Here is a 13,673-nt window from a genome sequence, read left to right on the forward strand (position 1 = left end):
GGTCGGGCCGACGTCTCGTGACTGCGTTCGACAGTCGAACGACTGTCGTGCAGGCGGTCGGCTGTGGTTCGGGTGAAAACCAATCGCAGGATGGGGTGAATTGCCCTGATCCGACCGCCATTTGAACACCCTTTACCTGCTGGCGGGACCTGGCCAACTCCTGATGCAGACCTGTCATTTCATCTGCTGGATTGTCATGCTTTTGGTCACCCCCCAGCGGTAGCCCCCACCCCCACCCCTTGGTGGCGAGCCGCTCGACTGCACGGGGTTCTCAGCACGTCAGCGCCCGTTCCGCCCCACAGGTGCCGACCCGGCCCCCGGGACGCGGCGTGACCGCGCCCAGACGCGGTTTCCCGGAAGGACTCGTACGTGAAGCGAAAGCTCGCGGCTGTCGCCGTACTCTCGGCCACGGCCCTGCTGACCGGTGTGATCCAGGTGAGCACCGCCGCCCAGGCCGCCCCCACCCCCTCGCTGCAGGCCCAGGCCGGCCCGCAGCACGCCACCGTGCTCGCGCTGGCCGGCAACCAGGCCGGCCCGCTCGCCAAGGCGCTCGGCCTCGGCGACAAGGAACAACTCGTCGCCAAGGACGCCGTGGTGGACCAGGACGGCACTCGCCACCTGCGCTTCGAGCGCACCTACGCCGGCCTGCCGGTGATCGGCGGCGACCTGGTCGTCCACCAGAAGGCCGACGGCGCGGTGAAGTCGGTCTCCAAGGCCGTCTCCGCACGGATCGCCCTGCCGAGCCTGACCCCGAAGGTCCCGGCCGACCAGGCCGCCGCGCAGGCCACCGGCGCGGTCAAGGCCACTGTCGGCGTGACCGTCGACGCGGACGAGTCGCCGCTGGCCGACGTTCACCAGACCGGCAAGGCCGAGCTGGTGGTCTGGGCCACCGACGGCAGCCCGCGCCTGGCCTACCGCACCACCGTCGAAGGCGTGCGCGCCGACGGCACCCCGAGCAGCCAGGTCCTGCTCACCGACGCCGCCACCGGCCAGGTGCTCTCCACCCACGAGAAGGTGCAGACCGCGGCCGGCACCGGCAACGGCGTCTTCGTCGGCCAGGTCCCGCTGACCACCGCGCAGAGCGGCTCGCAGTACCAGCTCAAGGACGCCACCCGCGGCGGCCAGTCCACCACCGACATGAACCACGGCACCTCGGGCAGCGGCTCGCTGTTCGCCAACACCAGCAACAACTTCGGCGACGGCACCGCGGCCAACCGCGAATCTGCCGCCGTGGACGCCCAGTTCGGCGCCGCCACCACCTGGGACTTCTACAAGAGCACCTTCGGCCGCAGCGGCATCCGCAACGACGGCGTCGGCGCCCTCAGCCGGGTGCACTACGGCTCCAACTACGTGAACGCGTTCTGGAGCGACGACTGCTTCTGCATGTCGTACGGTGACGGCAGCGGCGACGCCGCACCGCTCACCGAGATCGACGTGGCCGGCCACGAGATGACCCACGGCGTCACCGCCGCCACCGCTGCCCTCAACTACTCGGGCGAGTCCGGCGGCCTCAACGAGGCCACCTCCGACATCATGGGCACGATGGTCGAGTGGTACGCCAACCTGCCCTCCAACCCGCCGAACTACTGGATCGGCGAGCTGGTCAACCTGCGCGGCGACGGCAGCCCGCTGCGCTACATGGACCAGCCCAGCAAGGACGGCCAGTCCGCCGACTACTGGGACGCCAACGTCGGCAACCTGGACGTCCACTACTCGTCCGGTGTGGCGAACCACTTCTTCTACCTGCTGTCCGAGGGCAGCGGCGCGAAGACCATCAACGGGTTCAGCTACAACAGCCCGACCTCCGACGGCTCGACCCTCGCCGGAATCGGCCGGGACAAGGCCGCGCAGATCTGGTACAAGGCGCTGACCACCTACTTCACCTCCACCACCGACTACGCGGGCGCCCGTGCGGCCACCCTCAGCGCGGCGGCGGACCTGTACGGCTCGGACAGCACGGAGTACAACGCGGTCGCCGCCACCTGGACGGCCGTCAACGTCAACTGAGCCGGTCCCGGGCCGACTCGGGGTCTGAGTCCTGGCCCGGGCCCGAAGGAGCATCCGATCGAAGCCCTGCCGGGCCGGGGGTGCCGGCCGGCAGGGCCACGGGGCGGGGACGACGGTGTGCGGACCACCGTCGCCCCCGCCCCTTCAGGTATCTGACGATGCGTCATGGTGTGCCGGGGTGCCATGCCCTCCCGTCACCCGCCCGGCGTCGCCGTCGTCAGGTCCTTCCGGGTCTCGTCCAGGATCAGGCCGGCCCCGGTGTAGCCGATGCCGAGCATCCACAGGTTGTCGTCCACCCGGAACACCCGCCCGCTGCGGACGGCGTCCAGGTTCTTCCACAGTGCGCCCTCGGTGATCTTCCCCTGGTCGGACTTGGCCGCGTCCCCGTACAGCGAGTAGAAGATGACGTCGGCCGCCGCCTGGTCCACCTGTTCCGGGCTGATCTCGATCGAGAATCCGGGCTTGTCCTGGTTGGCGGGCCGGCCGAGCCCGAGGTCCTTGAACAGTGAGCCGACGAAGGTGTCGTTGAGGTAGAGCCGGGTCGGCGCGCCCGCCAGGAAGCGGGCGGGCAGGGCGCCGGGATCCCTGCCCGCCCGGCCGCCCGGCTACGCCTCGGAACCGCCGTCGTCCGCCTCTGCCTCGGAGCCGTTCTCCCGTCGCTGGCGCAGCAGTTGGTCGTACTCGGCGTGCACCCGGCGGTCCATCGCGAGGGCGAACTGGGCGTCGGCGACGGTCCGGGCCAGCGGCCGCACCCGCATGATGCGTTCGGTGAGTCGGGCCGCCTCGCCGGGCGGCAGCGGGGTGTCGGCGGACAGCGCGCTGAGCAGGTGCTCGCTGACCACGTCGATGAAGATCTCGGCGATGGCGTCCACGTGTTCCCGGGTGCGCCGACTGGCGTCGAGTACCGCCGCGAGCGGGACGCCCTCGGCCACCAGCTCGGTGGTGGCGTCCATCAGCCGGCGGCTGACGTGGGTGATGCCGTCCTCCTCGACGGTGATGTAGCCCTGGGCGATCGACTCGGCGGTGTTCTCCTCGGTGAGCTGGTCCCCGAAGGCGGTCTTCAGTTCCTCCCAGTCCAGTCGCACCGGGGTCTCGTCCGACCAGGGTGCGACGATCGCCGCCTCCAGCCCGATCAGCTCGGCGACGTCCCGCCCGCTCTCCCCGGCGCCGATCAGCTCGGCGATGCCGCCCAGGGTGTGGCCGCGTTCCAGCAGCTCGCCGATCATCCGCAGCCGGGCCAGGTGCTCCTCGCCGTACCAGGCGATCCGGCCCTCCTTGCGGGGTGGTTGGAGCAGTTTGCGCTCGCGGTAGAAGCGCAGGGTGCGGGTGGTGATGCCGGCCGCTTCGGCCAGTTCCTCCACCCGGTACTCGCGTTTTCTGTCGCCCGCAGCAGCTCTGACCTTGTCCACGGCGATCAGCATAGGTCCGTCGGCGCGGAAGGCTCCCCGGAGCCGGAGCGGTCGTGCTTCTTCCATCCGGTGTCAGCAAGGGCTACCCTGCCAACCATGCCAGTGATTACTGGCGCGATTGGCAGGGTTCCGGGGCGAGGCCCCCGGAGAGCGCGACGAGCACCGCCCCACCCTCAGGAGGAGGCCGCATGGCATCCAGCAGCAAGCGCCCCCGCTCCGGCGCGTCCGGCGGGTCCGGTCCGTCCGGTCCGTCCGGTGCATCCGGCGCGTCCGGTGCGTCCGGTCTGTCCGGCGCCCCGGTCCCCGACGAGGCCGTACCGCACGTCCGGGTCGCGGTGATCGGCTCCGGCTTCGGCGGGCTCGGCGCCGCGGTCCGGCTGCGCCGCGCCGGGATCACCGACTTCGTGGTCCTGGAGCGCGCGGACTCCGTCGGCGGCACCTGGCGCGACAACAGCTATCCCGGCTGCGCCTGCGACGTGCCCTCGCACCTCTACTCCTTCTCCTTCGCGCCCAACCCCGAGTGGCCGCGCAGCTTCTCCGGCCAGCCGGACATCCGCGCCTACCTGGAGAAGGTCGCCACCGTCTTCGGCCTCCGCCCCCACCTGCGCTTCAACGCCGAGGTGCTGGAGGCGCGTTGGGAGAGCGAGGAGACCCGCTGGCGGCTCACCACCTCGGCCGGCCAGTGGACCGCCGACGCCGTCGTCTCAGCCGCCGGACCGCTCGCCGACCCGCAGATCCCCGACCTCCCGGGGCTGAGCGGCTTCCCCGGCAAGGTGTTCCACTCCTCCCGCTGGGACCACGAGTTCGACCTGGCCGGCAAGCGCGTCGCCGTGGTCGGCACCGGAGCCTCCGCCGCCCAGATCATCCCGTCGATCCAGCCCGAGGTCGGCAAGCTGACCGTCTTCCAGCGCACCCCGGCCTGGGTCCTGCCGCGCCGCGACCGCGAGATCAGCCAGTTGGAGAAGTGGTTGCACGGCCGCCTGCCGGTCACCGCGAAGATCCGCCGCGGCACCCTCTTCGCGCTGCGCGAGCTCCAGGTGGACGCCTTCGTCCGCCGCCCCGGACTGCTGCGCGTCATCCAGCAGCTCGCCGAACGCCACATCGCCCAGGGCATCCCGGACCCGGCACTGCGCGCCAAGCTCACCCCGGACTACCGGATCGGCTGCAAGCGCATCCTGCTCAGCAACACCTACTACCCGGCGCTCGCCGCGGCCAACGCCGAGGTCGTCTCCTCCGGCCTGCGCGAACTGCGCGGCTCCACACTGGTCGCGGCCGACGGCAGCGAGCACGAGGTGGACGCCATCGTCTTCGGCACCGGCTTCCACGTCACCGACATGCCCATCGGCGCCCGGGTGTTCGGCGCCGACGGCACCAGCCTGGCCGAGGTGTGGAAGGGCGGGATGGAGGCGCTGCGCGGCTCGACCGTGCGCGGCTTCCCGAACCTCTTCTTCGTCATCGGCCCCAACACCGGCCTGGGCAACAGCTCGATGATCCTGATGATCGAGTCCCAACTGAACTACATGATCGACGCGTTGACCACGCTCGCCTCGGTCGGCGCGACCGCCATGCAGCCGACCGCGCGCGCCCAGCGGCAGTGGAACCTCGAACTGCAGCACCGGATGGACCGCACCGTCTGGACCACCGGCGGCTGCCGCAGCTGGTACCTCGACCCGAGCGGCAAGAACACCGTGCTCTGGCCCGGCTCCACCACGGCGTTCCGCCGCGCCACCCGCAAGGTGGACCTCGGCGAGTACGAGCTGATCATGCGCACCGCCCCGACCGCCGCCCCGACCACCGCCCGGACCGTCCAGGAGGCCTCCGCATGAGTACCGTCCGCCTGCCAGCGGAATACGAACCTCCCACTCCGGTGGAGGAGTTGAGCGTCCGCTCGGCGGACGGCATCCGGCTGCACGTCGAGGTGCACGGCCAGCCCGGCGCGCCCACCGTCGTACTGGCGCACGGCTGGACCTGCTCGACCGCCTTCTGGGCCCCGGTGATCCGCGAACTCGCCGACCGCTACCGGGTGGTGGCGTACGACCAGCGCGGGCACGGGCACAGTGAGATCCCGCCGAGCCGGGCCCGCTATTCGACCCGGGCGCTCGCCGAGGACCTGTCCGCGGTACTCGCCCGGACCGTCCCGGCGGGGGAACGGACCGTCCTCGCCGGGCACAGCATGGGCGGGATGACCATCATGGCCGCCGGCGGCCGCCCCGAGGTGGCCGAGCGCACCGCCGCCGCCGTCCTGATCTCCACCGGGCCGGGCGACTTGGTGGCCGAGCTCACCGTCCTGCCCCCGGGCGTGCGCTCCCCGGGACTTCGCCGCTTCCTGCACCGGCAGCTGCTGCGCTCCCGGCTGCCGCTCGGCCCGGTCTCGCCGGTCAGCCGGGTGGCCCTCAAGTACGCCACCATGGGACCGAGTTCGCCCGCCGGCCAGGTCGAGGCGACCGCCCGGATCGTGCACGCCTGCCCGACCGCCGTCCGCGCCAACTGGGCCGCGGTGCTCGACCGGCTGGACGTCCACGCCGGGCTCGGCCGGCTCACCGTGCCCACGGCGGTCGTGGTCGGCACCGACGACCGGCTGACCCCGCCGGTGCACGCGCACCGGATGGTCGCCGAACTCAAGGACCCGCAGGGGCTGTTGCTGCTGCCCGGGGTCGGGCACATGTCGCCGCTGGAGCGCCCGGCGGAGGTCGCCGCCGAGATCCACCGGATGGCCGCCGAGCACCTGGTCGGTGCGGCTGCCGCTCCCGCTGCCGTGGCCGTTCCCGTCCCCGTCCCCGTTCCTGCTCCCGCCTCCGCTCCCGCTCCCGCCGAGTCCGTCGACCCCACCGACGAGAGGACCGCCGTCGCATGAACGCCATCCCGCCGTTGTCCGCGCAGGTCGTCGTCGTCACCGGGGCCGCCCGCGGGGTCGGTGCGTCCCTGGCCCGCAAGCTCGCCCGGCGCGGGGCGCAGGTCGCGCTGCTGGGGCTGGAGCCGGAGGAGCTGAAGGCCGTCGCCGCCCAGTGCGGCCCGGCTGCGACCAGCTGGGAGGTGGACGTCACCGACCTCGACGCGCTCCAGGACACCGCCCGCCGGATCAAGGAGCACTACGGGCGGATCGACACCGTGGTCGCCAACGCTGGCATCGCCATCGGCGGACCGCTGGCGGACAGCGACCACCGGGCGTTCAGCCGGGTCATCGAGGTCAACCTGCTCGGCAGCGTCGCCACCGCGCGGGCCTTCCTGCCGGCGCTCACCGAGAGCCGGGGCTACCTGCTGCAGATCGCCTCGCTCGCCGCGCTGACGCCCGCACCGTTGATGAGCGCGTACTGCGCCAGCAAGTCCGGGGTGGAGGCCTTCGCCCACTCGATCCGCGCCGAGGTCGCCTACCAGGGCGTCAAGGTCGGTGTCGGGTACCTGAGTTGGACCGACACCGACATGGTGCGCGGCGCCGACGAGGACGCCGTGCTGAAGCAGATGCGCGCCCGGCTGCCGTGGCCGGCGAACAAGACGTACCCGCTGGAACCCGCGGTGGACCGGATCGTCGCCGGGATCGCCCGCCGCTCGGCCCATGTGTACGCCCAGGCCTGGCTGCGCGGCATGCAGCCGGTCCGCTGGCTGCTGCCGAGCCTGATCGCGGTGGTCGGCTCCCGCGATGTCGCCCGGCTCGCCCCCCAGCTCGCCGCCACCGCCGCGAGCCGGCTGCGCGCGGTCGGCGCCGGGGGAGCCGCGGACACGGCGGCCCGGGGGAGCCGCAACGGTTCGGGCGGATGACGGCTGACGGCTGACAGGTGACGGATAACAGCTGACAGATGACAGATTTCGAAAACTGTCATCTGTCAGCTGTTCGTTGTCCGCCGCCCCCGCCCCCGCCGCCGCCCGTTTCGCCCCGCGCCCCCGCTACCCACCGCCCTCCGCCGCGATCCGCGCCAGCGTCTCCAGCGCCCGCGCCAGCACCGGCAGCGGCGGCGAGGCGAGCCCGACCCGGACGGCGGCCGGGGAGCGCCGCGGATCCACGGCGAAAGCCGTCGCGGGCGTGACCGAGATCCCGGCGCGTGCCGCCGCCGCGACGAAGGTCTCCGCCCGCCAGGCGCCCGGCAGTTCCCACCACAGGTAGTACGAGCAGGAGTCCGCCCGCAGTCGCTGCCCCGCCAGCACCTCGCGCGCCAGCAGCTGCCGGGCCGCCGCGTCGGCCCGCTTCGCCGCCTCGACCGCGGCCAGCGTGCCGTCCCCGATCCAGCGCACCGCCGCCTCCAGCGCGTATCCGCTCGGCGTCCACCCACCCGAGCGCAGCGCGCCCGCCACCCGCTCCCGCAGCGCGCCCGGGACGACCGCGAACCCGGTGGTCAGGCCCGGGGCGAGCCGCTTGGAGAGGCTGTCCACGAGCACCGTGCGCTCCGGTGCGAGTGCGGCCAGCGGTGCGAGCCCGGGCCGCAGGAAGGACCAGATGGCGTCCTCGATGACCGGCAGGTCGAGCTGCCGCAGCTCCTCCGCGAGCGCCGCCGCCCGTTCGGGCGGCAGGCTCACCCCGAGCGGGTTCTGCAGCCGCGGCTGTAGGTACACGGCGCGCAGCGGCGTCGCCCGGTGGGCGGCCGCGACGGCCCCGGACACCAGCCCGTACTCGTCCATCGCCAGCGGTACCAGCCCGATGCCCAGCCGTTCCGCCGCCGCCTTGACCACCGGGTAGGTGAGTGCCTCGACGCCCAGTCGCTGTCCGGGCGGCACCAGCGCGGAGAGCGCCCCGGCGATGGCCTGCCGCCCGTTGCCCGCGAAGAGCAGGTCCGCGGGGTCGACCTCCCACGGCCCGTGGAAGCCGCCCGCCGACCCCACGCCCGCCGATCCGACGCCCGCCGACCCGACGCCCGCCAGCCTCGCGAACGCCCGCCGTGCCGCCGCCGTCCCGGCGACGCCGACCGGCCGCAGCGCGTCCCCGAGCGCGTCCGTGCGCAGCAGCGGCGCCAGCCCGCCGGCGAGCAGCTCGGCCTGCCCGGGGACGGCGGGGTAGTTGAGCTCCAGGTCCACGGGCGCGGCGCCCGGTTCGGCGAGCGCGACCCGTCCGCCGTCCGTTCCGCGCCCGGCCCGGACGAAGGTCCCGCGGCCGACCTCCCCGACGGTGAGTCCGCGTCGGGCCAGCTCCCGGTAGACGCGCCCCGCCGTCGAGCCGGCGATGCGGTGTTCGCGGGCGAAGGCGCGCTGGGTGGGCAGCTGCTGGCCGGGTCGCAGCCGCCCGTCGGCGATGTCGGCGGCGATCCGGTCGGCGATCAGGCGGTAGTCGTCCACGGGCGGCAGGTCCTCCTCCAGACCCCAGCGGGCCAGATCCCAGCGGGCCAGACCCCGGCGCGCACATTGCACCGAGTGCAAAGTCATCATTGCATCGAGCCGACCCGCCGTCCTAGCCTCCCACCATGGACACGTTGACATCAGCCGTGAGCGGCCATGCCGTGCTCGGGATCGCCGCGGTGGCGCTGGGCATGGTGCTTTCGCCGGGGCCCAACATGATCTACCTGGTCTCGCGCTCGATCGCGCAGGGCCGTCGCGCCGGGTTGATCTCGCTGACCGGCGTGGCGACCGGCTTCCTGGTCTACCTCGTCGCGGTGACGGCGGGGGTGGCGGCGGTGTTCTCGGTGGTGCCCGCCCTCTACACCGCGATCAAGCTGGCCGGTGCCGGGTACCTGCTCTGGCTGGCCTGGAAGGCCGTCAAGCCGGGTGGCACGGCGGTCTTCGCCCCGCAGCAGCTGCCGCCGGACCCGCCGCGCCGGCTGTTCGCGATGGGCTTCCTGACCTGCCTGCTCAACCCCAAGATCGCCATCATGTACGTCTCGCTGCTGCCGCAGTTCGTGGCGCCGGAGCGCGGCCACGTCGCCGTGCAGAGCCTGGTGCTGGGCCTGACCCAGATCGCGATCGCGGTCACCGTCAACGGCCTGATCGCGATGAGCGCGGGCAGCATCGCCGCCTTCCTCAACCGCCGCCCCGGCTGGCTGCGGATCCAGCGCTACGCGATGGGCACCGTCCTCGCCGGCCTCGCCGTGCACATCGCCGCCGACCGCGCCAAGGCCGTGGCGGTCTAGGCCGTGTCGGTCTGGGCTGTGACGGTCTAAGGTCCGGGCCGAGCACCTGGATTTCACCGCTCGGGCGGGCGGTGTCCCGGTCCGGCACTACGAGTACGATCGATTCCCTGCATCCGCAGCCCGCTGAGCTGGGGTGTCGCACTGGGTGTGGGCTCGGGTGCGGGGAGTCGGTACGGTCGGGGGCATGACCACAGCCTTGATCACCGGCGCGACCGCCGGCATCGGTGCCGCGTTCGCCCGCCGGCTCGCCCGCAGCGGCTACCAGCTCGTCCTGGTGGCGCGGGACACCGAGCGTCTGGAGCGCGCCGCCGCGGACCTGCACGGGAAGTACGGAGTCGAGACGGAGGTGCTGACGGCCGACCTCTCGACCGACGAGGGCATCGGCGCGGTCGAGGCCCGCCTCGCCGACTCCGCCCGCCCCGTGGACCTCCTCGTCAACAACGCCGGTTTCGGCAACAAGGGCCAGTTCGGGACCGTCCCGCTCCAGGACGAGCTGGACATGCTGAAGGTGCACATCGAGGCGATCCTGCGGTTGACCACGGCCGCGCTGCCGGGGATGCGTGAGCGCCGCCGGGGTGCGATCGTCAATGTCGCCTCGGTGGCGGCCTTCCTGCCGCGCGGCACGTACGGGGCGAGCAAGGCCTGGGTGGTCAGCTTCACCCAGGGCGTGGCTCGCGAGCTCGGCGGTACGGGCGTGCGGATGATGGCGCTGTGCCCGGGCTTCACCCGGACCGAGTTCCACCAGCGGGCCGGCATGGGCACCGGCAACATCCCCTCCTGGTCCTGGCTCTCGGCCGAGCGGGTGGTGGACGAGGCGATGCGCGACCTGGCTCGCGGTCGGTCGTTGTCCGTGCCGGGCAAGCGCTACAAGGCCGCGGTGGCCATCGCCCGGGTGCTGCCGTCCGGCAAGCTCGGGGGCGTCTCCTCCAAGGCGGCGCGCACGTACGGGACCGACTGACCGCAGGGCGGTCGGTCGGTCGGCTGCCTGGGCGGTCGGTCGGTCGGCTGCCTGGGCGGTCGGTCGGTCGGCTGCCTGGGCGGTCGGTCGGCTGCCTGGGCAGGCGGTCGGGAATAGAGAGAATCTCACTATTAGCTTGTCTAACTATGAGCTATCCTCGCTATATTGACCCCCGCCCGACCGTCCTACCCAGGGAGGCCCGTTCTTGAGGCCCGCCGCCATCGACTGGACCCCGCCCGACCGCGCCGAGGGCGCCCCCCGCCCGCCGGCCCAGTGGCGGCGGATCCTCGCGCTCTTCCGCCCGTACCGCGGCCGCCTCACCACCGTCGGGCTGCTGGTCGCCGCCTCCGCCGTGGTCTCGGTGGTCTCGCCGTTCCTGCTGAAGGCCGTGCTGGACACCGCCATCCCGCAGGGCCGCACCGGGCTGCTCAGCCTGCTCGCGCTCGGGATGATCCTCACCGCCGTGGTGAACAGCATCTTCAACGTGCTGCAGACGCTGATCTCCACCACCGTCGGCCAGCGCGTGATGCACGACCTGCGCACCGCCGTCTACGGCCACCTGCAGCGCCAGTCGCTGGCCTTCTTCACCCGCACCCGCACCGGCGAGGTGCAGTCCCGGATCGCCAACGACATCGGCGGCATGCAGTCCACGGTGACCTCCACCGCGACCAGCCTGGTCTCCAACCTCACCGCGGTGGTCGCCTCCGTCGTCGCCATGGTCGCCCTCGACTGGCGGCTCACCGTCGTCTCGCTCCTCCTGCTCCCGCTGTTCGTCTGGATCAGCCGCCGGGTCGGCCAGGAGCGCAAGAAGATCACCACCGAGCGGCAGAAGCAGCTGGCCGCGATGAGCTCGGCGGTCCAGGAGTCGCTCTCGGTCAGCGGCATCCTGCTCGGCCGCACCATGGGCCGCTCCGACTCGCTCGCCCGCGAGTTCACCGGGCAGTCCGACCAGCTCGCCGACCTGGAGGTCCGGGCCAGCATGGCCGGGCGCTGGCGGATGAACACCATCCAGATCGTGATGGCCGCGATGCCCGCGCTGATCTACTGGGCGGCCGGGCTGACCTCCGCCGCGGGCGCGCCGATCGTCTCCGTCGGCACCCTCGTCGCCTTCGTGACCCTCCAGCAGGGCCTCTTCCGTCCGACCGTGAGCCTGCTCTCCACCGGCGTGGACGTGCAGACCTCCCTCGCGCTCTTCCAGCGCATCTTCGAGTACCTCGACCTGCCGGTGGAGATCGCCGAGCCGGCGGAACCGGTCACCCTGGCCGACGTCCGCGGCGAGGTCCGCTTCGAGCACGTCGACTTCCGCTACGACCCCGCGCAGGAACGCCCGACCCTCTCCGGGGTCGACCTCAAGGTCCCGGCCGGGACCTCACTGGCCGTGGTCGGCGAGACCGGCTCGGGCAAGACCACCCTCAGCTACCTCGTCCCGCGGCTGTACGACGTCACCGGCGGCCGGGTCACCCTGGACGGCGTGGACGTGCGCGAACTCTCCTTCGACACCCTGGCCCGCGCGGTCGGCGTGGTCTCTCAGGAGACCTACCTCTTCCACGCCTCGGTCGCCGAGAACCTGCGCTTCGCCAAGCCTGGCGCCACCGACGCCGAACTGGTCGAGGCCGCCCGGGCCGCGCAGGTCCACGACACCATCGCCGCCCTGCCGGACGGCTACGACACCCTGGTCGGCGAACGCGGCTACCGTTTCTCCGGCGGCGAGAAGCAGCGCCTCGCGCTCGCCCGGACGATCCTGCGCAACCCGCCCGTGCTCATCCTCGACGAGGCCACCAGCGCCCTGGACAACCGCACCGAACGCGCCGTCCAGCAGGCCGTGGACACCCTGGCCGCCGGCCGGACCACCATCACCATCGCGCACCGGCTCTCCACCGTCCGCGCCGCCGACCAGATCGCCGTCCTGGACCACGGCGAGGTGGTCGAACTCGGCACCCACGAGGAGCTGGTGGAGCTGGACGGCCGGTACGCGGCCCTGCTGCGCCGGGAGGCGCCGGAGGCGGCCGTCCTGTCGGAGGCGGCCCTCGGTCACGCGTGAACCCGCCGTGCGGGCCCGCCGTGCGGGCCCGTCGTCCGGACGAGCCGTACGGCCCCGTCGCATGGGCCCGTCGTACGGACGAGCCGTACGGCCCCGTCGGCGGTCAGGCCGCCTTCGGCACCTCGTTGTAGCTCTCCGCGACCTCCTGGCCCGAGAGCCGCTGGATCGCCGCCATCACCTCGTCGGTCACCTGCCGACGGGCCTTCAGCGAGCGGGCCTGCCCGTGCAGCTCGTCGAAGTGCAGCGGCTCGCCGAAGCGGACCGTCACCTTCTTGAGCCGCGGCACCCGCTTGCCCACCGGCAGGATCTGCTCGGGCCCCTCCAGCGCCACCGGCACCACCGGCACGCCCGCGGTCAGCGCGAGCCAGGCGACGCCCGTCTTGCCCCGGTAGAGCCGGCCGTCCAGCGAGCGGGTGCCCTCGGGGTAGATGCCGAAGGCCTTGCCGTCCTCCAGGATCTCCAGCGCCGACTCCAACGAGGCCTGGGCGGAGCGGTAGGTGCCGCGCTCGACCGGCACCGCGCCGATCGACTCGAAGAAGCCCTTGGAGAGGCGGCCCTTGACGCCGGTGCCGGTGAAGTACTCGGCCTTGGCGAGGAAGTGGACCCGACGCGGCGCGGTCAGCGGGATCACCACGCTGTCGATGAACGACAGGTGGTTGCTGGCGAGGATCACCCCGCCCTTGCGCGGTACGTTCTCGATGCCCTCGATGGCCGGGCGCCAAATACCCCGTGAAACCGGTTTCAGCACCAGCCTGGTGACGAGGTCGAGCACGTTTCCCTCCCTGGACGAACGACCGCCCGGGAGGTGCCCGGACAGCAATCAGATCCGCAGACTACGGCACCCACCCCCGCGCCCGTCCACTCCCGGCGGCCGTGGTGAACACCACGGCCGGGTAGGGTACGGCCGTCCGAACCGAGCACGACCCCGCAGTACCCAGGAGGGCACGATGGAGACCACCGAGGCGATCAAGGCCTTTTTCGACCGCTTCGACAAGGACGGCGACGGCAAGATCACCGCGGCCGAGTACGCGCTCGCCGCGAACGAGATGGGCGACCACGACGTCACCATCTCCATGGCCGAGGCGCTGATCCACACCATGGACACGGACCACGACGGCGTCCTGACCTTCGAGGAGTTCCTGGCCGCCCGCCGGCGCTGAGCCCGCGCCGACGGGGCCGGCGCCGTACCGGCGGCACCGGCCCCGTCC

12 protein-coding genes are annotated in these 13,673 nt (G+C 72.6%); 8 read left to right on the forward strand and 4 right to left on the reverse strand.

Annotation, left to right across the window (positions count from 1 at the left end; genetic code table 11):
* The first annotated feature begins 369 nt into the window (after positions 1 to 369).
* Positions 370 to 2,007, forward strand: a complete 1,638-nt coding sequence (locus tag OP86_RS00300; RefSeq protein ID WP_030254443.1) for a M4 family metallopeptidase — start codon at positions 370 to 372, stop codon at positions 2,005 to 2,007.
* Positions 2,008 to 2,201: 194 nt separating this feature from the next.
* Here OP86_RS00300 and OP86_RS34415 read toward each other — a convergent pair whose 3' ends face one another.
* Positions 2,202 to 2,579, reverse strand: a complete 378-nt coding sequence (locus tag OP86_RS34415; protein WP_078588318.1) for an ABC transporter substrate-binding protein — start codon at positions 2,577 to 2,579, stop codon at positions 2,202 to 2,204.
* Positions 2,580 to 2,612: 33 nt separating this feature from the next.
* A complete protein-coding gene (locus OP86_RS00310) occupies positions 2,613 to 3,428 on the reverse strand; it encodes a MerR family transcriptional regulator (protein ID WP_051829496.1) in 816 nt (271 codons plus the stop codon).
* A gap of 176 nt (positions 3,429 to 3,604) precedes the next feature.
* On the opposite strand from OP86_RS00310, the gene OP86_RS00315 reads away from it, so the two are divergent.
* From OP86_RS00315 to OP86_RS00325, 3 genes are read left to right on the forward strand one after another with little or no spacing between them, the layout of a single operon-like run.
* Complete coding sequence (locus OP86_RS00315) at positions 3,605 to 5,242, forward strand: flavin-containing monooxygenase (RefSeq protein ID WP_078588317.1); 1,638 nt, start codon at positions 3,605 to 3,607, stop codon at positions 5,240 to 5,242.
* The gene (locus OP86_RS00320) at positions 5,239 to 6,270 is read left to right on the forward strand and encodes an alpha/beta fold hydrolase (protein ID WP_051829497.1); all 1,032 of its coding nucleotides are present in this window, start codon (positions 5,239 to 5,241) and stop codon (positions 6,268 to 6,270) included. Before OP86_RS00315 ends, OP86_RS00320 begins: the two co-directional genes overlap by 4 nt.
* Positions 6,267 to 7,172, forward strand: a complete 906-nt coding sequence (locus OP86_RS00325) for an SDR family oxidoreductase (protein WP_030056365.1) — start codon at positions 6,267 to 6,269, stop codon at positions 7,170 to 7,172. Before OP86_RS00320 ends, OP86_RS00325 begins: the two co-directional genes overlap by 4 nt.
* Before the next feature lie 126 nt (positions 7,173 to 7,298).
* Here OP86_RS00325 and OP86_RS00330 read toward each other — a convergent pair whose 3' ends face one another.
* Positions 7,299 to 8,678 (reverse strand): aminotransferase-like domain-containing protein, encoded by a 1,380-nt coding sequence (locus OP86_RS00330; RefSeq protein ID WP_030254435.1) that lies wholly within the window; start codon positions 8,676 to 8,678, stop codon positions 7,299 to 7,301.
* 125 nt (positions 8,679 to 8,803) lie between these two features.
* On the opposite strand from OP86_RS00330, the gene OP86_RS00335 reads away from it, so the two are divergent.
* The 3 genes from OP86_RS00335 (at position 8,804) to OP86_RS00345 (ending at position 12,465) form a co-directional block, all read left to right on the forward strand.
* The gene (locus OP86_RS00335; protein WP_030056368.1) at positions 8,804 to 9,466 is read left to right on the forward strand and encodes a LysE family translocator; all 663 of its coding nucleotides are present in this window, start codon (positions 8,804 to 8,806) and stop codon (positions 9,464 to 9,466) included.
* 184 nt (positions 9,467 to 9,650) lie between these two features.
* Positions 9,651 to 10,424, forward strand: coding sequence for an SDR family NAD(P)-dependent oxidoreductase (locus OP86_RS00340; RefSeq protein ID WP_030254433.1), 774 nt, complete (start codon positions 9,651 to 9,653; stop codon positions 10,422 to 10,424).
* Positions 10,425 to 10,629: 205 nt separating this feature from the next.
* Positions 10,630 to 12,465 carry an ABC transporter ATP-binding protein gene (locus OP86_RS00345; RefSeq protein ID WP_030056370.1) on the forward strand — a complete coding sequence of 612 codons (1,836 nt, stop codon included), beginning with the start codon at positions 10,630 to 10,632 and terminating at the stop codon, positions 12,463 to 12,465.
* A 103-nt stretch (positions 12,466 to 12,568) separates the two neighbouring features.
* Here the strand turns inward: OP86_RS00345 and OP86_RS00350 are convergent, their stop codons facing one another.
* Entirely contained in the window at positions 12,569 to 13,237 is a 669-nt protein-coding gene (locus OP86_RS00350; protein ID WP_030056371.1) for a lysophospholipid acyltransferase family protein, read from the reverse strand.
* Between the two features lie 175 nt (positions 13,238 to 13,412).
* On the opposite strand from OP86_RS00350, the gene OP86_RS00355 reads away from it, so the two are divergent.
* The gene (locus OP86_RS00355) at positions 13,413 to 13,625 is read left to right on the forward strand and encodes an EF-hand domain-containing protein (protein WP_030056372.1); all 213 of its coding nucleotides are present in this window, start codon (positions 13,413 to 13,415) and stop codon (positions 13,623 to 13,625) included.
* Positions 13,626 to 13,673: the final 48 nt, after the last annotated feature.

This window comes from Streptomyces novaecaesareae (assembly GCF_000716875.1).
GTDB lineage: Bacteria > Actinomycetota > Actinomycetes > Streptomycetales > Streptomycetaceae > Kitasatospora > Kitasatospora novaecaesareae.